The 21,176-nt window shown below is 75.2% G+C and carries 19 protein-coding genes, 2 tRNA genes and 1 pseudogene; 14 read left to right on the top strand and 8 right to left on the bottom strand.

Annotated features, from left to right (window positions below):
* Positions 1-141: 141 nt before the first annotated feature.
* The 3 genes and pseudogenes from ACGF13_RS30725 to ACGF13_RS30715 all read left to right on the top strand — a co-directional run.
* The gene (locus tag ACGF13_RS30725; RefSeq protein ID WP_392881300.1) at positions 142-588 is read left to right on the top strand and encodes a DUF4442 domain-containing protein; all 447 of its coding nucleotides are present in this window, start codon (positions 142-144) and stop codon (positions 586-588) included.
* Between the two features lie 110 nt (positions 589-698).
* Positions 699-1,607: a hypothetical protein gene (locus ACGF13_RS30720; RefSeq protein WP_392881297.1), complete on the top strand. Its 909-nt coding sequence runs from the start codon at positions 699-701 to the stop codon at positions 1,605-1,607.
* A 69-nt stretch (positions 1,608-1,676) separates the two neighbouring features.
* Positions 1,677-1,982, top strand: a pseudogene (locus ACGF13_RS30715) (transposase); the annotation flags it as partial.
* Positions 1,983-2,043: 61 nt separating this feature from the next.
* On the opposite strand, the gene ACGF13_RS30710 reads toward ACGF13_RS30715, so the two are convergent.
* From ACGF13_RS30710 to ACGF13_RS30700, 3 genes are all read right to left on the bottom strand, one after another.
* On the bottom strand, positions 2,044-2,502 hold the full coding sequence (locus tag ACGF13_RS30710; protein ID WP_392881294.1) for a GNAT family N-acetyltransferase: 459 nt from the start codon (positions 2,500-2,502) through the stop codon (positions 2,044-2,046).
* 330 nt (positions 2,503-2,832) lie between these two features.
* Complete coding sequence (locus tag ACGF13_RS30705) at positions 2,833-3,738, bottom strand: spermidine synthase (protein ID WP_392881292.1); 906 nt, start codon at positions 3,736-3,738, stop codon at positions 2,833-2,835.
* Between the two features lie 142 nt (positions 3,739-3,880).
* Complete coding sequence (locus ACGF13_RS30700) at positions 3,881-4,396, bottom strand: hypothetical protein (protein ID WP_392881289.1); 516 nt, start codon at positions 4,394-4,396, stop codon at positions 3,881-3,883.
* A 261-nt stretch (positions 4,397-4,657) separates the two neighbouring features.
* On the opposite strand from ACGF13_RS30700, the gene ACGF13_RS30695 reads away from it, so the two are divergent.
* Positions 4,658-6,280, top strand: a complete 1,623-nt coding sequence (locus tag ACGF13_RS30695; protein ID WP_392881287.1) for a tetratricopeptide repeat protein — start codon at positions 4,658-4,660, stop codon at positions 6,278-6,280.
* Between the two features lie 77 nt (positions 6,281-6,357).
* Here the strand turns inward: ACGF13_RS30695 and ACGF13_RS30690 are convergent, their stop codons facing one another.
* Positions 6,358-7,014, bottom strand: a complete 657-nt coding sequence (locus ACGF13_RS30690) for a histidine phosphatase family protein (RefSeq protein ID WP_392881284.1) — start codon at positions 7,012-7,014, stop codon at positions 6,358-6,360.
* Between the two features lie 215 nt (positions 7,015-7,229).
* On the opposite strand from ACGF13_RS30690, the gene ACGF13_RS30685 reads away from it, so the two are divergent.
* The 3 genes from ACGF13_RS30685 to ACGF13_RS30675 are packed head-to-tail and all read left to right on the top strand — an operon-like array spanning position 7,230 to position 11,433.
* The gene (locus tag ACGF13_RS30685; RefSeq protein ID WP_392881282.1) at positions 7,230-8,450 is read left to right on the top strand and encodes a hypothetical protein; all 1,221 of its coding nucleotides are present in this window, start codon (positions 7,230-7,232) and stop codon (positions 8,448-8,450) included.
* The gene (locus ACGF13_RS30680; RefSeq protein WP_392881279.1) at positions 8,447-10,072 is read left to right on the top strand and encodes a hypothetical protein; all 1,626 of its coding nucleotides are present in this window, start codon (positions 8,447-8,449) and stop codon (positions 10,070-10,072) included. The genes ACGF13_RS30685 and ACGF13_RS30680 overlap by 4 nt, the downstream gene beginning before the upstream one ends.
* Before the next feature lie 8 nt (positions 10,073-10,080).
* Entirely contained in the window at positions 10,081-11,433 is a 1,353-nt protein-coding gene (locus ACGF13_RS30675) for an AAA domain-containing protein (RefSeq protein ID WP_392881384.1), read from the top strand.
* A gap of 24 nt (positions 11,434-11,457) precedes the next feature.
* Here ACGF13_RS30675 and ACGF13_RS30670 read toward each other — a convergent pair whose 3' ends face one another.
* The gene (locus tag ACGF13_RS30670) at positions 11,458-11,766 is read right to left on the bottom strand and encodes a hypothetical protein (protein WP_392881276.1); all 309 of its coding nucleotides are present in this window, start codon (positions 11,764-11,766) and stop codon (positions 11,458-11,460) included.
* 233 nt (positions 11,767-11,999) lie between these two features.
* Here ACGF13_RS30670 and ACGF13_RS30665 point away from each other — a divergent pair, with 233 nt between their 5' ends.
* The 3 genes from ACGF13_RS30665 (at position 12,000) to ACGF13_RS30655 (ending at position 13,281) form a co-directional block, all read left to right on the top strand.
* A complete protein-coding gene (locus ACGF13_RS30665) occupies positions 12,000-12,353 on the top strand; it encodes a hypothetical protein (protein ID WP_392881274.1) in 354 nt (117 codons plus the stop codon).
* Positions 12,354-12,560: 207 nt separating this feature from the next.
* Positions 12,561-13,139, top strand: a complete 579-nt coding sequence (locus ACGF13_RS30660; RefSeq protein WP_392881382.1) for a bifunctional DNA primase/polymerase — start codon at positions 12,561-12,563, stop codon at positions 13,137-13,139.
* Between the two features lie 68 nt (positions 13,140-13,207).
* Positions 13,208-13,281: transfer RNA gene (locus ACGF13_RS30655), tRNA-Lys, on the top strand.
* Positions 13,282-13,434: 153 nt separating this feature from the next.
* Here the strand turns inward: ACGF13_RS30655 and pgi are convergent.
* A complete protein-coding gene (gene pgi / locus ACGF13_RS30650; RefSeq protein WP_392881271.1) occupies positions 13,435-15,096 on the bottom strand; it encodes a glucose-6-phosphate isomerase in 1,662 nt (553 codons plus the stop codon).
* A gap of 219 nt (positions 15,097-15,315) precedes the next feature.
* Complete coding sequence (locus ACGF13_RS30645) at positions 15,316-16,899, bottom strand: Na+/H+ antiporter (RefSeq protein WP_392881268.1); 1,584 nt, start codon at positions 16,897-16,899, stop codon at positions 15,316-15,318.
* 159 nt (positions 16,900-17,058) lie between these two features.
* Here ACGF13_RS30645 and ACGF13_RS30640 point away from each other — a divergent pair, with 159 nt between their 5' ends.
* The 4 genes from ACGF13_RS30640 to ACGF13_RS30625 all read left to right on the top strand — a co-directional run bounded on the left by ACGF13_RS30640 (position 17,059) and on the right by ACGF13_RS30625 (position 19,913).
* The gene (locus tag ACGF13_RS30640) at positions 17,059-17,967 is read left to right on the top strand and encodes an NADP-dependent oxidoreductase (RefSeq protein WP_392881266.1); all 909 of its coding nucleotides are present in this window, start codon (positions 17,059-17,061) and stop codon (positions 17,965-17,967) included.
* Positions 17,968-18,040: 73 nt separating this feature from the next.
* A tRNA-Lys gene (locus tag ACGF13_RS30635) sits at positions 18,041-18,114 on the top strand.
* A gap of 198 nt (positions 18,115-18,312) precedes the next feature.
* Positions 18,313-19,284 carry a GlxA family transcriptional regulator gene (locus ACGF13_RS30630; RefSeq protein WP_392881264.1) on the top strand — a complete coding sequence of 324 codons (972 nt, stop codon included), beginning with the start codon at positions 18,313-18,315 and terminating at the stop codon, positions 19,282-19,284.
* Positions 19,284-19,913, top strand: a complete 630-nt coding sequence (locus tag ACGF13_RS30625; RefSeq protein WP_392881261.1) for a DJ-1/PfpI family protein — start codon at positions 19,284-19,286, stop codon at positions 19,911-19,913. Before ACGF13_RS30630 ends, ACGF13_RS30625 begins: the two co-directional genes overlap by 1 nt.
* A gap of 41 nt (positions 19,914-19,954) precedes the next feature.
* Here the strand turns inward: ACGF13_RS30625 and ACGF13_RS30620 are convergent, their stop codons facing one another.
* Positions 19,955-21,142, bottom strand: coding sequence for an MFS transporter (locus tag ACGF13_RS30620; protein ID WP_392881258.1), 1,188 nt, complete (start codon positions 21,140-21,142; stop codon positions 19,955-19,957).
* Between the last annotated feature and the right edge of the window lie 34 nt (positions 21,143-21,176).

The raw sequence follows: 21,176 nt of genomic DNA, 5'->3' as shown, positions 1-21,176 counted from the left end.
GCGTTTTCGCATTCCCTCAGCTGTGCACGGCCTCAGTTGCCCGCCCTCCCAGCCGGATGTGCGCTCCCTCACACGCGCCCGGCCGGTCGGCTTCGAGTCGACCCCTGCCACCGGAAGCTACTGGCTAGTAACATCAACGCCATGACCACACCCATGATCGGCAAGCTGCTCGACGACACCGTGCCGATGGCGCACACCCTCAAGCTGGAGTACCTGGAGACCACCCCGGAGCGCGCCGTCCTCCGGCTCCCGGACCAGCCCGCGTACCACAACCACGTCGGCGGCCCGCACGCCGGCGCGATGTTCACGCTCGCCGAGTCCGCCAGCGGCTGCATCGTGCTCGCCGCCTTCGGCGACCAGCTGTCCCGGGCCGTGCCGCTCGCCGTCAACGCCGAGATCGCGTACAAGAAGCTCGCCATGGGCGACGTCACCGCCACCGCCGTGCTCGGCCGCCCGGCCGCCGAGGTCGTCGCCGAGCTGGACGCCGGCGGCCGCCCCGAGTTCCCGGTCACCGTCGAGATCACCCGCGCCGACGGCGCCGTCACCGGCGTGATGACGGTCACCTGGACCCTGCGCCCCAACTCCTGACCGCCGCGCGGTCGGTGGCCCCGGGAACGCCGGCCCCGGGGCCACCCATGCGATGACTGTCCGTGACGGCGGGCGTGACCTCACCGCCCACCGGCTCGTTCTCGATTCACGTGCGAGCCAATCACGCGACCAAGCCCCAGGAACCCGCCCCCGGCGGCGTCGCCGGTGCCCGCCGCGGGATCGCCCGATGGCTGCCCCGCCCCCGCGCCGTCGCGACCGCCGGGGCCCTGCTCGCGCAACTCTGGGGCTTCGGCGCCCCCGCGTACGCGGCCACCGTCGACCCGCTGCCGGACCCGGCCCGACCCGCCGTCCGCCGCGCACCGCACGCCGCACCGGAACTCGACCGGCCGGCGCTCGACGGTCCCGCCCTCGACGGGCAGTCAGCCGAACGCCCCGTCGGGTCCGGCCCCTCGACGGGCGCGCCGCCGAACCACTCCCCCGGGCCCACCGGGAGGCCGACCGGCGACGGCCCGGTCGAGGAGCTCCCCGGGATCACCGGAGTCACCGGGGCGGTCGGCGGCACCCTCCAGGAACGCATCCGGGCCGGCGGCCTGCCCCTGCCCGGCCAGCGGGCGGCCGTCCCCGACGCCTTCGCGCTCGCCTCCGGCCTGCTCGGCACCGACCCCGCCTGGGCCCGGCCCGACGGCCCCCGCGTCTCCCGCGAGGGCGGAGCCGCCGACCTGTCCGACCCTGCCCGACGCCGCACCGACGCGGCCCTTCCCGCCCTTCCCCGACAGCGCGGGGCCGCGGCCGAACCGCTGGTCCAGGAGGCGGTGGCCACCGCCGCCGACCAGACCGGCCCCACCGCCGAGCCGGACAGGACGGCGGACCCCACGGCTCCCACCGCACCGGGCCGCGGCGGCCCACCCGAGACGCCGGCCGTCGTCGACACCGCCACGGCCGCCACCTCCGGCCACGGCTCCGCCACCGCGACCGCCGTCCTCGCCCCCATCGCCGCCGGACTGCTGCTCACCGGAGCGGCCATGTGCAAGCACCGCGGACTGCCCAGCGGGCACTGAGCGTTCCGGGGCCCGCTCGAGCGGCGGCGCCGCGGCCCGGGAACGATCGGGTTGGTGATCAGTGATCCGATGTGGGACCGGATCGAGCCGTTGATGCCGGCCGGTCCGGTCCGTGGGCGGCGATGGGCGGAGCATCGCCGCCCACTGGAAGCGATCGGATGGCGGTACGGCACGTGCTCGCCATGGCGGGGCCTGCCGGAGGAGTCGGGGTCGTTCCGGACCGTACACAAGCGCCTGCTGCGCCGGGCGGTCGAGGGCACAGGGCGTCGGGTCCTCGCGGCCGTACCGGCCGAGGCGGACGCCGACGACGACATCGGCTGGACCGCCTCGGTGGACTCCACCGTGTGCCGGGCCCACCAGCACGCCTCCGGCGCCCACACAGGGCGACTGCGGACGGGGCGAGTCCGGCATCGGTCAAAGAGACAGGCCTTGGGCCCTAGGACGCTTCCAGGTCCAGGGCCAGCAGCGGGAGTTCACGGCCCGGGATCGAGCCGGACGGGATGCTGCCGATCCGGGTGGCGCCCATCGCCAGGTAGAACGGCTCGGCGTTCGGGTCGGAGTCGATGGTGAGCCGGCGCAGGCCGAGCGCCACGGCCAGGCCCCGAGCCCGCTCGAACAGCGCGCGGCCGACGCCACGGCCGATCCACTCGGGCTCGACGAAGAGCTGGTCCAGCGACCCGGTCGGCGGTGCGCCGGACAGCGAGACGAACCCCAGCACCTGCCCGTCGGCCTCGGCCACCACCGTGGCCGACCGCTCGATCACGTCCGCGTCCACGGTCAGCTCCGACCGGCAGGCCGCCATGAACGCCTCGTCGTAGCCCCAGTAGGCCTTGGCCCGAAGCGCGATGCCGGTGAGCAGCGCGGCCTCCTCCGGCCTGGCCGGTCTGATCTCCATGACGCCCCCTCGGGTCGGCGGCCGGACGGCAGCGCCATTGTCGGCCGCGATTCCGTCGTCCGCCAACGGTTTTACGGCGGGCCGCCCGGCCGGCGGACGAGGGCGGACGAGGGACCTCGCGAACCCCCGAGAGGCATGACCGCAGACGGCTCGCCCGGTGGACCGACAGGTGGGAAGGGCCGGGTCGGCGCTTCCGGCCTGGGCGCCCCGGCGACCGCGACCGGAGCGACGTCGGCACCCGCCCGTACCGGGCCCCGACCCCGGCCACACGAACGGGGCGGGAACGACACCACTCCGACAGCACGAGCCCGGCGCCACCCGGGCGGGCCGTCAGCGGAACACGCCCGGCGGCGGTTCCGGGGACGGGGCCGCCGTGGCGTCCGTCGCCGGGGTGGCGCCGGCCGCGAAGTCGGTGAGGGCGCGGCCGTGTTCGACCCGGGCGTGGGCGGAGTCGGAGGCGGCGCGGCGGGTGAGGTCGGCGATCGGCAGCGGGGTGTGGGCGGCGGCCAGGATCAGGTTGCCGAAGCGTTTGCCGCGCAGCACGGCGGGGTCGGCGATCAGGCAGAGCTCGGGGAAGACCGCGGCGAGGGTGGCGACCTGGGAGCGGGCGAAGGGCAGGGCGCCGCCGTCGGCGATGTTGGCGGTGTACCAGCCGCCGGGGGCGAGGGCCCGGGCGGCGAGGGTGGTGAACTCGACGGTGGTGCAGTGGGCTGGGGTGCGGGCGCCGGAGAAGACGTCGGTGATCACCAGGTCGACGCTGCCCTCGGGGGTGCGTTCCAGGACGCTGCGGGCGTCCGCGCCGCGCACCTTGATCTGCCAGCCGCGCTCCAGGGGGAGTTCGGTGCGGACGAGTTCGGTGAGCGCGGTGTCGATCTCGGCGACCTGCTGGCGGGAGCGCGGCCGGGTCGCGGCGGTGTAGCGGGCGAGGGTGAGGGCGCCGCCGCCGAGGTGCAGCACGGTGAGCGGGCGGCCGGCCGGGGCGACCAGGTCGATCAGGTGGCCGAGCCGGCGCTGGTACTCGAAGCCGAGGTGGGTGGGGTCGGCGAGGTCGACCAGGGACTGCGGGGCGCCGTCGATCAGCAGCGACCAGGCGGCGGGGCGGTCGCGGTCGGGGCGCAGCTCGGCGAGGCCGGAGCCGACGGGGCGGCTGAGCGGGCCCTGGGCGTGGGTGCGTCCGCCCGGTCCGGTGGTGGCCGCCGGTTCACTGCCGCGGGCGGCTCTGCTGCTTCGTCCCATGCCGGCCATTATCGCCGCCGGAGTGGAACACCCACAGGTCAGGGGCGTGCCGCGGGGACCCGGCGGAGGTCGGCGGGCCCGGCGGTCTCCGCACAACGCACCCGCAGGAACGGGCCGGGACCGCCGGAACGGGCCGAGGCCGCTAGAACGGGCCGAGGCCGCCCGCGGTGAGTGTGCAGGCGGCCTCGCAGAGGGCGGAGCGCAGTACCCAGGCGTCGGTGGGGCGCGCGGTGCGGACGGCGCCGGAGGGCGGGATCACCCAGCGCGGGTCGGTGGCGGCGGGCACCAGCGCGCCCGCGGTACAGGAGCTGCCGGGCAGGTGCCAGGTCTCCCAGGTGCCGGCCGGGACGAGGAAGGAGACGGTGCTGCCGTTGCGGCTCTGCAGGACGGCTCCGCAGGCGCGGCGCAGTCTCAGGATGTCGACGGCCTCCAGGCCGTGCCGCAGGGCGACGGTCACGGTGTCGCAGGAGGTGACGAGGATGCCCTCGTCGGGGGTGGTGCGCTCGCGCCGGTGGCCACCGCGGGGGATGCGGCCGCCCTCGACCGGTGCCCGGCCGGACATCCGGTCGTCGGCGGGTTCGGGGAGGAGGGCGGGGGACGCGCCGGCCAGTACTCCCCCGCGGACGGGTCGGCACTGCGGCAGTCCGGTGGCCATCATGGGCTCTCCTGTACCTCGTCGGGTCCTGAAGCACAGCCGTTGGGAGGACCGCCGGGCTGGGACGGGCCGGGCGACGGCATGGGCTTCTTCCTCGTACCAGGACAACGCGGCGGGCGCACCGCGGGCCACGGGGCGCATTACAGCAAGCCATGGCATTTCATGGCGGATATCCCGCAACATCGCCCTCTTCGCCCCGGTTTGACGGCAGATGTCCTGCAAACCGAATGTGGCCGCTCGGTGACTCCGAGTACTCTCGGCGCCATGGCAGCCACCCCACCGGCCGAGCCGAACCGACCGACCCCCAACACCGTGATGCGCGCGCTGCGCGGCGACCGTTCACCCGGCGAGTTCGCCACGGCCGTCCGCAGGGCCGCCCGCGAGATCGGCGAGCACGTGTCCTGCGACGCCCGCTACGTCGGTCGGGTCGAGTCCGGTGAGATCCGCTGCCCCAACTACGCCTACGAGCGGGTGTTCCGGCACATGTGGCCGGACCGCACGCTCGCCGACCTCGGCTTCGCCTCCCGGACCTCCGTCCGCCGCCGCCCGGCGGACCGACCCGGCGGGCGGAGCGAACCGCCTCCGCTCCACCCGACGCTCCCGCCCCCGCCCGCCCCGCGCTCACCACTCTCCACTCAACTCCCGTACGCTGCCTCGCCGTACGCGGATCCAGCCGCTCCGGAAGGGCCCTCGTGGCCGCGCCCCGGGACGGCGCCCCGGGGGCCCGATGGATCGCCCAATCTCGACGAGGAGAACGACGACGTGCGTCGCCGTACGTTCCTGGCCGGCGGCACCACCGCGCTGGCCACCGTGATCGGCATCGACCGACCGGCCGCGGCCGCCGGCCTGCCGGCCCGCGCCGACGGCGCCGCCGGTGCGCTCACCGGTCAAGGCACCCTTCCCGGTGCGGAGTTCGCCGCACCGTCACTGCTCGGCGGCGAACCGCTGGTGCCCGGCCGGCCCGGGCCGGTGGCGACGATGCGCCGGGTCGGCGCCGCCGAGGTGCTCGGCGTCGAACAGGCCGTCCGGGAGATCCGGCTGGCCGACGACGCGCACGGCGCCGACGCCCTGTACGAGCTCGCCGGGCAGTCGCTGCGCAACGCGTACGTGCTGCTCAACGAGTGCGAGTACACTGAGGAGACGGAGCGTCGGCTGCAGGCCGGGGCGGGTGAACTCGCCATCTCCGTCGGCTGGTTGGCCCATGACTCGAACCGGCTCGCGGACGCCCGCTCGTTCTACTCCGAGGCGCTCGCCACCGCCCGGATGGCCGGGGACTCCGCCCTGGAGGCGCACGTCTTCTGCAACAGCGCCTTCCTGGCCCGGGACGCCGGCCGGCCGCGCGAGGCGCTGCGCGCCGCCCAGGCCGGGCAGGCCGCCGCCCGGGATCTGGGCTCCGAGCGGCTGCTCGCCCTGCTGACCATGCGCGAGGCCGGCGCCTGGGCGCTGCTCCAGGACCGCGGCTCCTGCGAGCGCGCGCTCGGCCGGGCGTACGCGCTGTTCGACCGGGGCCCCGCCGAGCAGGACCCGGAGTGGATGTCCTTCTTCGGCGAGGCCGAGATCGCCGGCCTCCAGTCGCAGTGCTGGTCGGCGCTCGGCGACTGGGACCGGGCCAGCGAGCAGGCGGGGCTGGCGATAACGCTCCAGAAGCCGCACTTCGTCCGCAACCGGGTGCTGTACACCGCCGAGCTGGCCCACGACCGGCTCGGCCGCGGGGACCTGGTGGGCGCGGCGCACCACGGCTCGGCCGCCGTCGCACTGTTCGGCGCCGTCCGCTCGGCCCGGATCCGGAGCATGCTCGCGGACACCGCCGGACGGCTGCGCCCGCACGTCGCGGTGCCCGAGGTGCGCAGCTTCCTGACCGACTACGACCGGGCGGCGGCCGCCTAGGTCATGGCCCGCAGGCCCGGGGCGGGGCGCCGGGGTCACGGACGGCCCGGAGCCGCCCGAGGTGCGGGGCGCCGGGGTCAGTGCCCGGCGGCCAGGCCGTCCAGGTGGGACAGGTCGTTCCAGACCTCCACCGCCGGAGCGCCGTACTCCCAGGACAGCACGCAGAGCGCGGCCGTACCGAGCTTGAACCGCTGGGCGTACTCGGGCGGCAGGCCCAGCCAGCGGGCGGCCAGGATGCGCAGCAGGTGGCCGTGCGCGAACAGGACGACGTCCCGGTCGGCGCAGTGCATCACGGTGGTGTCCGGCTCCGGGACGCCGTGCTCCTCGTTGAGTCCGGCCAGGAAGGAGTCCACCCGGGCGGCCACCTCGGAGAGCTTCTCGCCGCCGGGCACCCCGTCGCGCCAGATCAGCCAGCCGGGCCGGTCGGTGGCCCGGATGTCCGCGCCGGTGCGGCCCTCGTACGCGCCGTAGTCCCACTCCATCAGCTCCGGGCGCTCCACCGCGCGGTCGCCGAAGCCGGCCAGCTCGCAGGTCTCCTTGGCCCGGCCGAGCGGGCTGGTGTAGACGAGCGCGTCCGGCAGGCCGTTCCAGGGGGCCTTGGCGAGGCGGGCGCCGAGGGCCCGGGCCATCGCGCGGCCCGCCTCGGTCAGCGGGATGTCGGTGCGGCCGGTGTGGCGGCCGGTGGCGGACCACTCGGTCTCGCCGTGGCGGACCAGCACGATGCGGCAGGGCATGGGGGCTCCTAGCGAAAGGGCGGTGGCAACAACGGTCGGTCTCACCATTGAGCACCGGGCTCCATGATCCCCCACCCGGGCGGCGGCCACGATCGCGGGCCCGTCCCGCCGCCCCGGGCCGCACGCCGTCGAACGGGGCTCCGGCCGTCCGGCATGTCGTCCAACGGCCGGTCCGCACCGCGTTGTCGGACCCGGATGCGACACTGGGCCGCACCATGAACGTCTCGACGAACGTCCCGCCCCGCGGGCCCGCTGAGCCGCTCGCCCGGCGGCTCGCGGAGCTGCGCGGACCGGCCCCGCAGCGCAGTCTGAACGCCCGCTCCCTCGCCGCGCTCGCCGCCAATCCGGGCTGCCACCGCCGGGCCGTGCTCGACGCGGCCGGGGTGGACAAGTCGGCGCTGGCGGCCCGGCTCGGCCGCCCCGCCCCCTTCGGCCAGTCGCCCTTCGCCATCGCCCGCGGCGTGATCTTCGAGTCCCGGCTGAAGGCGGACGGCTACGCCCCGCTGCTGGAGCCGCTCCGCCACCACCTGGGCGTCCCGGTGGACGGCCACGCCCCACTCCTGGTGCCGGACCTGCTGCACCGCTCCGGCCCGGCCGTACGCGCCGACCGGACGGCCGAGGCCCTGGTTCGGGCCGCCGCCGACCCGGAGGCCTGGACGCTGCTGGACCACCCGATGCTGCGGCTGGAGGTGGCCGGCAGCACCGCCTACCTGGAGCCGGACGCGCTGGTGGTGCACGGCGGGCGGTGCACCGTGGTCGAGATCAAGTCCTTCCCGGTGCTGGACGGCAGCGCGGACCCGGCCAAGGTCGGCGCCGCCGCCCGGCAGGCCGCCGTGTACGTGCTGGCGCTCCAGCACGCCGCCGCCGCGGCGGCCGGGCAGCCGCTCGCCGAGGACCCGTACACCGAGCAGCGGCTGCCGGGCAGCCCGCGCACCGGCGTGCTGCTGGTCTGCCCGAAGGACTTCGGCAACCGGCCGACCGCGGTGGCCGTGGACGTCCGCCGCGAACTGGCCACCACCCGGCGCCAGCTGAGCCGGATGACCGGCATCGGCCGGCTGCTGGAGGCGCTGCCGCCGGACGCCGACTTCGACCTGGCCTCCGACGAGGCCGGCGCGCCGGCCCGGAGCACCGGCCGGCTGGCCGCCTCGGTCGAGGCGGTGCCCGCCGCGTACAGCCCGGACTGCCTCTCCACCTGCGAGCTCGGCTTCCACTGCCGCGCCCAGGCCCGCTGCGGTGACCGGGTCGAGCAGCTCGGCCGGGGCGTGCGCGGCGAGCTGGGCAGCATCCGTACGGTCGCCGACGCGCTGGCCGCCGCCGGCACCAAGAGCGGGGACCTGGACGGCGCGGACGACGCCGCCGAACGCCTCGCCTACGCGGCCGCCCTGCGCGCCGAGGCGCTGGAAACGGCGGCGCTGAGGACGGCGGCGCCCGCATGAGCCTGCTCACCACCCTCGCCCGGCTGGAGGCGGTGGCCAGCGGCCGGGCCGAGCCGCTGGCCACCGTCCGGCACCGGCACCTGTCCGACCGCCCGATGGTGCTGGTCCCGCTGACCGCCGCCGGCGAGTCCGGCGCGCCGCTCGCGGTGATGCTCGGCACCGACCGGGACGCGCCCCGGCTGCACCTGGTGCCGCAGCCGCTCAACCGCACCCTTCGCTTCGACTTCCTGGCCGAGCTGGCCGCCGACCTGCTGCCCTACCTGGAGTCCTTCGCCGAGGACGTCGAGCAGATCGAGGGCTCCGAGAAGGACCCGGAGACCGGCGAGAAGACCCAGGTGTTCCGCGAGCTGTGCGCGGACGCCCCGCAGCTGATCGTGCCGAACGGCGCGGGGGTGCACCATCTCGCCCTGATCGGCCGCTCGACCCGCTTCCGCCGCACCGCCGAGGACGCGGAGCCCGGCCCGTACCCGGCGCCGGTCCGGGTGCCGCTGCTCGGCCGCTGGCTGACCCACCTCACCGACCGGGCCCAGGTGCCCGGCTCCTCCCTGCTGCTGCCGATGACGGGGCTGCTGGCCCGGCACTGGGCGACCGGCCAGAGTCACCTGGAGGACCAGCACCTGGCGGCCCGGCTCGCCTGGCACCGCCCGCCGCCGGGGCTGACCGGCGCGCAGGCGGCCGAGCTGGCCGAGTCCGCCCGGGACGACCGGGGGCAGCTGCTGCACCCGCCGGCCGGCCCGGCCACCGACCCCCGCTTCGACGAGTTCGTGCTGGCCCCGGCGATCGCCCGCTACGACTCCGCCGTGGCCGCCCTGCAGCACGGCACCGAGCAGCGCGACGAGGCCGCCGCCGCCCGCGCCCGGACGGCCGTCCGGGGCGCGGTGACGGCACTGGAGGAGGCGCTGGCGACGATCCTGCTGCCCACCTGGCAGGACGTCTGGCAGGGCCTGGACCTGCTGCGCGCGCTGCCGCCCGCCGGGCACCTGGCGGAGCGCTGGACGGGCGACCGCTGGTCCTACACCGGCCACCGGGACCGGCTGGCGGCCGGCGAGCCGCCGCAGCCCCGGCAGGACGACGCCGTCACCGCAGCCCGCAAGCTCGCCCAGCGCGAGCGCGAGCAGGCCCGGCTCGACGTCCAGGAGGCTCTGGACGACCCGCTGGCGATGGCCGAGCACCGGCTGGCGGGCGAGGCGTTCAGCGGCGTGGTGACGGAGGTGGTGCCGGACTGGGACACCACCGGCCGCTCGCCCAAGCCGCGCCCGCTGGTCACCCTGCGCACCGCCGACCGTCCGCACGCGGACCTCGGCCGGGAGGTGCACCGGGTGTGGGGGTCCCCCCGGCCGGAGGCCGGCGCGGGCCCGTCCGCGCAGAAGGCGGAGATCGTCGCGGTGGACGCCGCCGAGGGCACCCTCACCCTGCGGGTGCTCTCCGGCATGGGCCGCCGGAAGGACCCCGAGCCGGGCAGCCTGCCCGAGCCCGGCGAGTCGGTCACCTTCACCCTGTTCGAGCTGACGGTGCGCCAGTCCGCGCCGCTGCCCGAGCCGGACGACACCCCGTGGACGCACGGCGGTCCGCCCGGTGCCGCGCCCGTACCCGCCCCGTCCGTCTCCGAGGAGTGGGAGTGAGCAGTCCGATGATCCCCGAGCAGGCCCCGGGTGCGGCCGCCGACGCCGCGGTGGCGCGGATCCTGGCCGCCACCGTCCATCCGCCGGCCGGCGCCCCGCGCGGCGTGGTGGTGGACTCCCCGCCCGGCGCGGGGAAGTCGACGCTCGTGGTGCGCGCCGCGCGCGAGCTGGTCGGGGCCGGCGAGCGGCTGATGATCGTCGCCCAGACCAACGGTCAGGTGGACGACCTGGTCGGCCGGCTGGCCGAGAAGGCGCCGGAGCTGACGATCGGCCGGCTGCACGCCGCGGACTCCCGGCCCGGCCCGGAGGTGCTGAAGCACGCCAACGTCACGCCCTCCGACAAGGTCGCCGAGCTGGTCGAGCACGACGTGGTGATCTCCACCGCGGCCAAGTGGCAGTGGGTGCGCGCCGAGGCCCCGTGGCGGCACGCGATCGTCGACGAGGCGTACCAGATGCGCTCGGACGCCCTGCTCGCGGTGGCCCGGCTGTTCGAGCGGGCGCTGTTCGTCGGCGACCCGGGCCAGCTGGACCCGTTCACCGTGGTCGGCACCGAGCAGTGGGCCGGGCTGTCGTACGACCCGTCCGGCAGCGCGGTGGTCACCATGCTGGCGCACAACCCGGAGATCGAGCCGCACCGGCTGCCGGTCTCCTGGCGGCTGCCCGCCAGTGCCGCGCCGCTGATCTCGCGGGCCTTCTACCCGTACACGCCGTTCCGCTCCGGCACCGGACCGGACGACCGCCGGCTGACCGCCGCCGTGCGCCCGGACGGCTCGGCGCTGGACGCGGTGATCGATCGGGCCGCCGAGCACGGCTGGGCGCTGCTGGAGCTGCCCGCCCGGCACACCGTACGGACCGACCCGCAGGCCGTGGCGGCCGTCGCGGCCACCGTCCGCCGACTGCTGGAGCGCGGGCTGACCACCCACTCGGAGCAGGGCGGGGGCCCCCTCACCGCGGACCGGATCGCCGTCGGCACCGCCCACCGGGACCAGGCGGCGGCCGTGCGTGCGGCGCTGCTCAAGGCGGGTGTACCGGTGGACGGCGCGGACGGGCCGGCCGTCACGGTGGACACCGCCAACCGCCTCCAGGGCCGCGAGTACGACGTGACCGTGGTGCTGCACCCGCTCTCCGGACGCCCCGACGCGACCGCCTTCCACCTGGAGACCGGCCGGCTCTGCGTGCTCGCCTCCCGGCACCGGCACGCCTGCATCGTGGTGGCCCGGGCCGGGATCGCCGAGCTGCTGGACGAGCACCCCGCGACGGAGCCGGTGCAGCTGGGCGTCCCGGTGGCCTTCCCGGACGGCTGGGAGGCCAACCACCAGGTGCTGCACCACCTGAGCGGCCACCGGGTGCACCTGCGGTAGACCGGGTGCACCCGCGGTGGGAGGTCAGTCCTCGGTCTCGCAGACGGCGAAGGCCTTGACGGCCGAGTGGTCGGTCCGCGCGATCCACCCGGTCGCGTCCTGGGACGGACCGTTGTGGGTCACGGTGTCGTTGGTCCCGGCCGGGAGCACGTACCCGCCGCCGGTCAGGTGGGTACCGCTCGGGCAGGTCGCCTGCGACGGGGCGCCCGGGGCGCTCGTCGGGCCCTGCGCCACCACCGCCGTCTCGGCGGCGACGGCGGGCGCCGCGGCGGCCAGGCCGAGGGCGGGAGCGACCAGGAGGACGCCGGTGGAGAGGATCGCTCGGCTGCGCATGGGGGTTCTCCCGGTGGTGCGGATGGCGGGGACACCGGGACAACCGGTTCGCCCGCTGCTCGGATGCGTGGCGCCCAGGGCACGCGCCCGGCGCGTGCCGGGGAATAGCGCTCGCGTGCGCACCGTTCCGCTACCGGCCATCGCCGCGAGACAATGGACGGCGGCCACGACCGGGCGGCGCGGCCCGGAGCAGATTCCCACCACCCCCACCCGAGACCCGGAGGTGTCCGTCCATGCCCGACTCCCCAGAGTCGACCGAGCCCACCAGGCGCCGGCGTCCGGTGCAGCTGCTGTTCGAGCCGCAGTCCGCCGAACCCGAGCCGGAACGATTCTTCGACCTGGAGTCGATCGAGGACCCGGCGGAGCTGCTGCGCCGTTCCACGGAACTGGCCCTGGCCTTCCGGGCGGCCGCCGAGCGGGCCACGGACTTCCAGGCGGTCGCCGCCGCGCAGCTCGCCGACCCGCGCCGTTTCGACGCGCTCTCCGACGTCGAGATCGCCCAGCGGGCGGACTGGACCCCGGACTACGCCGCCAAGATGATCGAGTACGGCCGCACCCTGCTCCAGCCGCGCCGGCACGAGGACTGAGCCCCGCGCCCGACGGCGGGACGGACGGACGCCGCTCGGGCACAGGCCTCTGGCATATGCGCGGCGGGGAAGGGTACGCCGTCCCCCGCCGCGCTGTCCGGCGAACCGTGCTTTCCGCCCCGCCCGGGGCGTGCGCCCCGCAGGCTGCTCTCCGTGGAGATCTGGACACAGCAGTCGGTGACACAGCAGTCGGTGACACGGCACCCGGTGACGCAGCAGTCGGCGATGTACCCGTCGGTGATGCACCCCACGGTGGAGTGCGTCGGCGCGGCCGGGGAGGCCTGGCTGGCCTCCGCCAGCGAGTACCCGCGCAGCATGCGCGCCCTGTGGGAGAGCCGCCCCTGGGCGCCCTCGGTGCTGCCCTGCGGGCGCGCCTTCGACGTGATCAGCATGCCGGCGCTGTTCGGCCGCCGGGTGCTGGACGAGCTGTGGGCCTCCGGGCCGGGCTGCGGGCCGGTGGCCGTCCACCGGGGGCGGCTGCTGCTGTTCGTCCAGCCGGGCGCGGCGCCCCGGCTGCGCCGGCTGCTGGCCTGGGAGGAGTGGGCCCGGGACGTGCCGCCGCTGCTGTGCCACGGCAGGGGCGACGCGGTGACCGTGCCGCCGCTGCAGCGGATGGTGAACAGCCCGGACTCCCCCGGGCAGGGCGCCGGCCGGTGGGTCGTCGCACCGGAGCGGCGCGATCCCCGACTGCCCGGCGCCGCGGTGGTGCTCTGGGCCTGCGTCCGGGCGGCGCGTGAGCCGGGCGCGGCGGTTCCCGCCGGGTCGGCCGTCGTGACCGGGGGGTGAACGCGGGGCGACCGGTATTCGATTTTGGCTCGGCCGCACGGCGCTGCTAGAGTCTTCTCTGTCAGCAGGCGCCGCTAGCTCAGTTGGTTAGAGCAGCTGACTCTTAATCAGCGGGTCCGGGGTTCGAGTCCCTGGCGGCGCACAGACAGCCGGAAGGCCCTTCGCGAGAGCGAAGGGCCTTCCGGCGTTTCCGGCGCCTCCCCGGGCCGAGAAGCCCGGACCGAGAGACCCGACCGGGGCCCGGCCCGAGAGACCCGACCGGGCCGCCCGCCGGAGCGAACGGCCCGACCCGGGCTCAGCGGCCGCGCAGCGCCCGGTAGCGGGCGACCAGCTCGGCGGTGGAGCTGTCCAGCTGGTCGGCGCCCTCGCCGGTGAGCAGCACCGGCTCGATCCGCTTGGCGAGCACCTTGCCCAGCTCGACGCCCCACTGGTCGAAGGAGTCGATGTTCCAGACCGCGCCCTGGACGAACACCTTGTGCTCGTAGAGCGCGACCAGCTGGCCGAGCACCGACGGGGTCAGCTCGCCGGCCAGGATGGTGGTGGTCGGGTGGTTGCCCTTGAAGGTCTTGTGCGGGACGAGTTCGGCGGGCACGCCCTCGGCGACGACCTCCTCCGGGGTCTTGCCGAAGGCCAGCGCCTGGGTCTGGGCGAAGAAGTTGGCCAGCAGCAGATCGTGCTGGGCGACCAGGCCGGGGAGCAGGTCGGCGACCGGCTTGGCGAAGCCGATGAAGTCGGCCGGGATGACCTTGGTGCCCTGGTGCAGCAGCTGGTAGTAGGCGTGCTGGCCGTTGGTGCCGGGGGTGCCCCAGACCACCGGGCCGGTCTGCCAGTCCACCGGGGTGCCGTCGCGGGTCACCGACTTGCCGTTGGACTCCATGTCCAGCTGCTGCAGGTAGGCGGTGAACTTGGACAGGTAGTGCGAGTAGGGCAGCACCGCGTGCGCCTGGGCGTCGAAGAACGCGCCGTACCAGACGCCGAGCAGGCCGAGCAGCAGCGGGACGTTCTGCTCCGGCGGGGCGGTGCGGAAGTGCTCGTCGACCAGGTGGAAGCCGTCCAGCATCTCGCGGAAGGCGTCCGGGCCGATGGCGATCATCAGCGAGAGGCCGATGGCCGAGTCGTAGGAGTAGCGGCCGCCCACCCAGTCCCAGAACTCGAACATGTTGGCGGTGTCGATGCCGAAGTCCTGCACGCCCTGGGCGTTGGTGGACAGCGCGACGAAGTGCTTGGCCACCGCGTCGGTGTCGGCGCGCAGCCCGGTGAGCAGCCAGTCGCGGGCAGAGACCGCGTTGGTGATGGTCTCGATGGTGGTGAAGGTCTTCGAGGCGACGATGAACAGCGTCTCGGCCGGGTCGAGGTCGCGGACCGCCTCGTGCAGGTCGGCGCCGTCCACGTTGGAGACGAAGCGGACGTCGAGGTCGCGCTTGGCGTACGAGCGGAGCACCTCGTAGGCCATCGCGGGGCCAAGGTCGGAGCCGCCGATGCCGATGTTGACGACGGCGCGGATCGGCTTGCCGGTGTGGCCCTTCCACTCGCCGCTGCGGACCCGGTCGGCGAAGGCGGCCATCTTGTCGAGGACCGCGTGCACCGCGGGCACCACGTTCTCGCCGTCGACCTCGATCACGGCGCCGCGCGGGGCGCGCAGCGCGGTGTGCAGGACCGCGCGGTGCTCGGTGTTGTTGATCTTCTCGCCGCGGAACATGGCGTCCCGCAGCTCGGCGACGCCGGTGGCGGCGGCCAGCTCGCGCAGCAGCTCCAGCGTCTCGTCGGTGACCAGCTGCTTGGCGTAGTCCACGTGCAGGTCGCCGACCTGGAGGGTGTAGCGGCGGCCGCGCTCGGGGTCGGCGGCGAACAGCTGACGCAGGTGGGTGTCGCCCAGTTCGGCCCGGTGCTTGGCCAGGGCGGCCCACTGCGGGGTGCGGTCCAGCGGGGTGCGGGCGTCGGCGCGGGTCTCCGACATCGGTGGGTCCTCGATTCATCTGGGTGCAGAAACCGGCAGGGCCAGGCGTGAGGGTTCGCCGAGGTCGTGCGGGTACTGGTGGTGCGCCGACTCCGTTGACGGCCTGCCCGGGTTCAGCCTATGCAACCCCGGGGCCGGTCGCGCACATTCCGCCCCGCGGGCGCGGACGGTGCGCCCGCGGGACGTGGACGGTGCGCTGCGGGGCGAGTGGACGCCCCGTCACTTCCGTTCGGAGCGCAGGTCGAGTCCGCGCAGCACGTGGTCGACCAGCTCCGGGTCGGCGCCGGGCTCGCTGCGGGCGGCGAGCATCTCGCGACGGGAGGCGGCGATCATCTCCTGCTCGACGTCCCGGGCGGCCCGCCACTGGGCCATCCGCAGCCTGGCCTCGGCGGCCTCCTCCTCGGCGTAGTTCTCCGGGCAGAGCCGGGCCAGCCGGTCGTGCTGACGGTCCCGCAGGCGGTCGGCGACCTCGGCGGGCAGCCGGTCCTGCTCCTCCATCTCGCCGAGCCGCCTGAGCCCGGCCTTGGCGGCCCGCCACCAGAGCTGGCGCACGGCCTGCTCGTGCTTGTCCTGGTCGATGTCCAGCTCGAACCGCTTGGCCAGCCAGGGCAGGGTCAGGCCCTGCACCAGCAGGGTGAAGAGCACCACGCTGAAGGCGATGAAGACCAGTCGGCCGCGCTCGGGGAAGTCCTCGCCGGAGTGCAGGGTGAGCGGGATGGCGAGCGCCAGGGCGACGGTGGCCACACCGCGCATGCCGGACCACCAGAGGATCACGCTCTCCTTCCAGCTGAACGGCGTGTCCTCGTCGTCGCCGGAGCGCAGCTTCTTCGACAGCCAGCCGGCCGGCAGCAGCCAGAGCAGCCGGACCAGGACGACCACGGCGATGACCACGGCCGCGTCGCCGATGAAGCCGGTCCAGCCGCGGCCGGCCTCCTTGAGCACGGTGGCCAGCTCCAGGCCGATCAGGCCGAAGGCGACGCCGGTGATCAGGATCTCGACCACCTCCCAGAAGGCGTTGCCGACCAGCCGGTAGGAGACGGCGTCCGCGTCGGAGGCCCGCTCGGCGAGGTAGAGCGCGCAGACCACGACCGCGAGCACGCCGGAGCCGTGGATCTCCTCGGCCAGGGTGTACGCGGCGAAGGGCACCAGCAGGTTGAGCGCGACCTGCTGGGTCGGGTCGTCCAGCCGTTCGGCGAGCTTGGTGTTGACCCAGCCGAGCGCGACGCCGACCACCACGGCCAGCACCGCGGACAGCACGAAGCGCAGCACCGCGTCGCCGGCCGAGAAGTCGCCGCTGACCATGGCCTCGATGGACAGCGAGTAGACGACGATCGCGGTGACGTCGTTGAACAGCCCCTCGCTCTCCAGGATCGCCACCAGGCGGCGGGGCAGCCCGACGCTGCCGGCCACCGCGACGGCGGCGACCGGGTCGGGCGGGGAGACCAGCGCGCCGACCGCGATCGCGGCGGCCAGCGGCAGGGTGGGCAGCAGCCAGTGCACGGTGCCGGCCACGGCGACCGTGGTGACCACCACCAGGGCGACCGCCAGCAGCAGGATCGAGCGGGCGTTGGCCTTGAAGTAGCGCACCGAGGAGCGCCGGGCCACCGCGAAGATCAGCGGCGGCAGGACCAGCGGCAGGATCAGCTCGGGCTCGATGGTGACGTCCGGGATCTGCGGGACGAGCGCCATGACGATGCCGAGGAGGGTCATCAGTACCGGTTGTGGCACTCCGGTCTTCCGTCCGAGCGGCATGGTCACCACGGAGGCGAGCAGCACCAGGAAGAACAGGGGCAGCTGGCCCACGGGGAGGTTCCTCTCGACGACGGACGGCTGAGCGCCGTCCAGGATAAATCTGACAATGCGCCCAATGCTGTCGACACGCTGAACAAGGGTTTGACCTCAAGTGCACTTCAGGTCGGAGGATCGTCGGCATCGGAACGATCGAAGAGGGGTGGGCACAGGATGAAGGCGGTCACCGTGGCGGGGAGCGGCGGTCCGGAGGTCCTGCGGGTCACCGAGGTGCCCGACCCGGAACCCGGGCCGGGCGAGGTGCGGGTGCGGGTGTACGCGGCCGGGGTGCAGCCGGTGGACCTCGCGATCCGCGAGGGGTTCCGCCCGCCGGGGACGGCGGTCGAGCCGCCGTTCGTCCTCGGCAACGAGTTCGCCGGGGTGGTGGACGCCCTCGGCCAGGACGCCGGCGACTGGCGGGTCGGGGACGAGGTGCTGGGCTTCCGGGTGCTGGGCTGCCAGGCCGACCGGGTCACGGTCGACGCCGGCCGGCTGGTGGCCAAGCCCGCCGGAATGCCCTGGGAGCAGGCCGGCTCGCTCTCCGCCTCCGGCCAGACCGCGCACGTGGCGCTCACCGGGCTGGGCGTCGGCCCGGGCGACACCGTGCTGGTGCACGGCGCCGCGGGCGGGGTCGGCACGGTCGCCGTCCAGCTGGCCCGGGCCTGGGGCGCCACGGTGGTCGGCACCGCGAGCGAGCGCAACCACGCGTACCTGCGGGAGCTGGGCGCGGTGCCGGTCGCGTACGGCGAGGGGCTGGTCGAGCGGGTCCGGGCGGTGGCGCCGCAGGGGGTGACCGCGGCGTTCGACGCCGCCGGGCGGGGCGCCCTGGAGGCCTCCGTGGAACTGGTCGCCGACCGGAGCCGGATCGGCACCGTGGTCGACTACCCGGGCGCCGAGCGGCTGGGCGTCCGGGGGCTGCGGGGCGAGCGGACGGCCGGGCGGCTGGCCGAGCTGGTGAAGCTGTGGGAGGCCGGCGCGCTGCGGCTGGAGGTCGAGGAGTCGTTCCCGATCGAGCGGGTCGCCCAGGCCCACCGGCTGGTCGGCGCCGGGCATGTCCGGGGCAAGGTGGTGCTGACCATGTGAGCGGGCCGGGCCCCCGCTCCGGCCCGATTGTGAGTTTCGGCTGCTGACCAGGTAATGTTCTCCACGTCAGCAGGCGCCGCTAGCTCAGTTGGTTAGAGCAGCTGACTCTTAATCAGCGGGTCCGGGGTTCGAGTCCCTGGCGGCGCACAGACAGCCGGAAGGCCCTTCGCGAGAGCGAGGGGCCTTCCGGCGTTTCCGGCACCTCCCGCGTTTCCCGCGCCCGCCCGCCATTTCCGCGTCTTCCTGCGCCTTCCTGCGCCTTCCGCGTCCGCCCGCGCGTCGGATGGCAGGAAAGGTGGGAAACAGGTCATTGCTGCCACCGTCACCCGTTGGGAGGCTGGTCGCATGAGAGCGCGCAACGTGGTCATCGTCCTCTTCGAGGGCGTGCAGAGCCTCGACGTGACCGGCCCGCTGGAGGTGTTCGCGGGTGCGGGCAAGGCCTCCGGGCAGCCGGACGCGTACCGGGTGACCACCGCCTCCCCGGGCGGCGGTCCGGTGCGCAGCCACAGCGGACTGCGGCTGCTGCCGGACGCGGACCTGGCCGAGGTCGGGCCGGTGCACACCCTGCTGGTTCCCGGCGGGGAGGGCACCAAGCTCGCCGACCCGGCACTGGTGGCCCGGATCCGGGAGCTGGCCGGCCGGGCCGAGCGGGTGGTGTCGGTGTGCACCGGCGCCTTCCTGCTCGCCGAGGCCGGGCTGCTGGCCGGGCGCCGGGCGACCACCCACTGGGCCTACGGCGAGGAGCTGGCCCGGCGGTTCCCGGACGTCGAGGTGGACCCGGACCCGATCCACGTCCGGGACGGGAACGTCGCCACCTCGGCCGGGGTCACCGCCGGGATCGACCTGGCGCTGGCCCTGGTCGAGGAGGACCTGGGACGGGAGACGGCCCTGCTGGTCGCCCGCCACCTGGTGGTCTTCCTGCGCCGACCGGGCAACCAGGCCCAGTTCAGCACCCAGCTGGCCGCCCAGGTGGCGGCCCGGCAGCCGCTGCGCGAGGTGCAGCGGTGGATCGCCGAGCACCCGGAGGGCGACCTCTCGGTGGAGGCCCTGGCCTGCCGCTCGGCGCTGTCGCCGCGGCACTTCGCCCGGGCCTTCGCCGCCGAGGTGGGGGTGACCCCGGGCCGGTACGTGGACGGGGTCCGACTGGAGGCCGCCCGGCGACTGCTGGAGGACACCGACGACGGCGTCGAGGAGATCGCGCGCTCCTGCGGCTACGGCACCCCGGAGGCGATGCGGCGCGCCTTCGTCCGGGCCCTGGCCGCCCCGCCCGCCGAGTACCGACGCCGCTTCCGACCCGAACCGACCGGAGGTCACTGATGCGCATCGCCATCCTGCTCTACCCCGACTTCACCACCCTGGACGCGGTCGGCCCGTACGAGGTGCTGTCCCGGATCCCCGGCGCCGAGGTGGTGTTCACCGCCGCCGAACGGGGGCCGGTGCGCAACGACGTCGGCAGCCTGTCGATCACCGCGGAGGCCACCCTGGACGAGGTGGACTCGGCCGACCTGCTGCTGGTGCCCGGCGGGCCCGGCACGCAGGCGCAGCTCGCGAACGAGGAACTGCTCGACTGGCTGCGCCGGGTGGACGCGACCACCACCTGGACCACCTCGGTCTGCTCGGGCTCGCTGCTGCTGGGCGCCGCCGGGCTGCTCAAGGGCCGTCGGGCCACCTCTCACTGGGGCGTCCTGGACCGGCTGCCCGCGTACGGGGCGGAGCCGACCGGGACCGAGCGGGTCGTCATCGACGGCAAGTACGCCATCGCCGCCGGCGTCTCGGCCGGGATCGACCTCGCGCTGACGCTGGCCGGCCTGATCAGCGGGGACACCACCGCGCAGGCGATCCAACTGCTGATCGAGTACGACCCCCAGCCGCCGTACGAGTCGGGTTCCATGGCGAAGGCCTCCCCCGAGGTGGTCGAGGCGGTGCACCGGCTGATGGAGCGCTAGGGACTGTCGCCGCCCCGCAGGCGCGAGTTCGAAGACAGGCCCTACCGCCGGGGCGGGAAGGCGTGGCGGCGGGCGGCGGTGACCACGGCGAGGACGGGGAGCATCAGCGCGAGCACCGTCCAGGGCAGGGCGCCGGTGCCCAGGCCGCTCAGGACCAGCCCGCCGACCACGCCGCCGCCCGCCATCGCGGCGTTCCACAGGGTCACCAGGACGGCCTGGGCGGCGTCCGCCCGCTCTCCGCCCGCGTCGCCGAGCGCGGTCTGCAGCAGGGTCGGGGCGCCGCCCCAGCCCAGGCCCCAGCACAGTGCGGCGACGTACACCGGCGGCGCGTCGGCGGACCACCCGGCGAGGACGGCCGCCGCCAGCGCGACCAGCAGCGCGCCGAGGATCGTCAGCCGCCGTAGCCGGCGGTGGATGTGGGCGCCGGTCAGCCAGACGCTCGCCAGCGAGCCCAGCCCGAAGACCAGCAGCACGGTGCCGGTGGCGCCGCCGAGGCCGGCCCGGTCCAGGAAGGGCGCGACGTAGGTGTACAGGATGGTGTGGGCGAGCACGTAGAGCACCGTCACGGTGAGCACCGGCCGTACGCCGGGCACGGCGAGCGCCTGCCGGACCGGCGCCCGCCCGCCGGCCGGCTGCCCGGGCTGCTCCGGCACCAGCGCCGCGATCCAGCCGATCACGCCGACCGCCAGTGCCGTCATGGCCAGGAAGGGCACCCACCAGGCGAGCGCCTGCCCGAGGAAGGTGCCGACCGGCACTCCCAGCGACAGCGCCACCGGCACGCCCGCCATCGCGACCGCCATGGCCCGGCCCTGCTGTTCGACCGGTACCAGCCGGCGCGCGTACCCCGCCAGCAGGGCCCAGGCCAGGCCGGCCGCGACGCCCGCGAGGAAGCGGGCGGCCAGCGTGAGCGGGTAGCTGGTGGAGACCGCGGTGACGGTGTTGGCCACCGCGAAGCCCGCCATCGCGGTGAGCAGCAGCCGCTTGCGGCCCCAGCCGGCGGTGGCCGCGCTGAGCGGGATCGCGGTGAGGGCGGAGCCGATCGCGTAGACGGTGACGGTCTGCCCGGCCGCGGACTCGCCGACTCCGAGCGCCGCGCTCATCCCGGGCAGCACGCCGGCCGGCAGGTTCTCGGTGAGGCCGGTGACGAAGACCGCGGTGGCCAGTGCGAGCAGGGCGGGGAGCGGAAAGGGCTTGTGGGGTACCGGGGTTGTGAGCTGCGTGGTCGCCATGGGGACCATGCTTGGACCTCACACCGGTGTCAGG

It is taken from the genome of Kitasatospora sp. NPDC048286, from assembly GCF_043201735.1.
Classification (GTDB): Bacteria; Actinomycetota; Actinomycetes; order Streptomycetales; family Streptomycetaceae; genus Kitasatospora.
This window is presented reverse-complemented; position numbering and strand designations above follow the sequence as displayed.

Coding starts and splice junctions, on each gene's coding strand:
- ACGF13_RS30725 (WP_392881300.1), top strand. CDS start 142: ATGACCACACCCATGATCGGCAAGCTGCTCGACGACACCGTGCCGATG.
- ACGF13_RS30710 (WP_392881294.1), bottom strand. CDS start 2,502: ATGGAGATCAGACCGGCCAGGCCGGAGGAGGCCGCGCTGCTCACCGGC.
- ACGF13_RS30705 (WP_392881292.1), bottom strand. CDS start 3,738: ATGGGACGAAGCAGCAGAGCCGCCCGCGGCAGTGAACCGGCGGCCACC.
- ACGF13_RS30700 (WP_392881289.1), bottom strand. CDS start 4,396: ATGATGGCCACCGGACTGCCGCAGTGCCGACCCGTCCGCGGGGGAGTA.
- ACGF13_RS30695 (WP_392881287.1), top strand. CDS start 4,658: ATGGCAGCCACCCCACCGGCCGAGCCGAACCGACCGACCCCCAACACC.
- ACGF13_RS30690 (WP_392881284.1), bottom strand. CDS start 7,014: ATGCCCTGCCGCATCGTGCTGGTCCGCCACGGCGAGACCGAGTGGTCC.
- ACGF13_RS30685 (WP_392881282.1), top strand. CDS start 7,230: ATGAACGTCTCGACGAACGTCCCGCCCCGCGGGCCCGCTGAGCCGCTC.
- ACGF13_RS30680 (WP_392881279.1), top strand. CDS start 8,447: ATGAGCCTGCTCACCACCCTCGCCCGGCTGGAGGCGGTGGCCAGCGGC.
- ACGF13_RS30675 (WP_392881384.1), top strand. CDS start 10,081: ATGATCCCCGAGCAGGCCCCGGGTGCGGCCGCCGACGCCGCGGTGGCG.
- ACGF13_RS30670 (WP_392881276.1), bottom strand. CDS start 11,766: ATGCGCAGCCGAGCGATCCTCTCCACCGGCGTCCTCCTGGTCGCTCCC.
- ACGF13_RS30665 (WP_392881274.1), top strand. CDS start 12,000: ATGCCCGACTCCCCAGAGTCGACCGAGCCCACCAGGCGCCGGCGTCCG.
- pgi (WP_392881271.1), bottom strand. CDS start 15,096: ATGTCGGAGACCCGCGCCGACGCCCGCACCCCGCTGGACCGCACCCCG.
- ACGF13_RS30640 (WP_392881266.1), top strand. CDS start 17,059: ATGAAGGCGGTCACCGTGGCGGGGAGCGGCGGTCCGGAGGTCCTGCGG.
- ACGF13_RS30630 (WP_392881264.1), top strand. CDS start 18,313: ATGAGAGCGCGCAACGTGGTCATCGTCCTCTTCGAGGGCGTGCAGAGC.
- ACGF13_RS30625 (WP_392881261.1), top strand. CDS start 19,284: ATGCGCATCGCCATCCTGCTCTACCCCGACTTCACCACCCTGGACGCG.
- ACGF13_RS30620 (WP_392881258.1), bottom strand. CDS start 21,142: ATGGCGACCACGCAGCTCACAACCCCGGTACCCCACAAGCCCTTTCCG.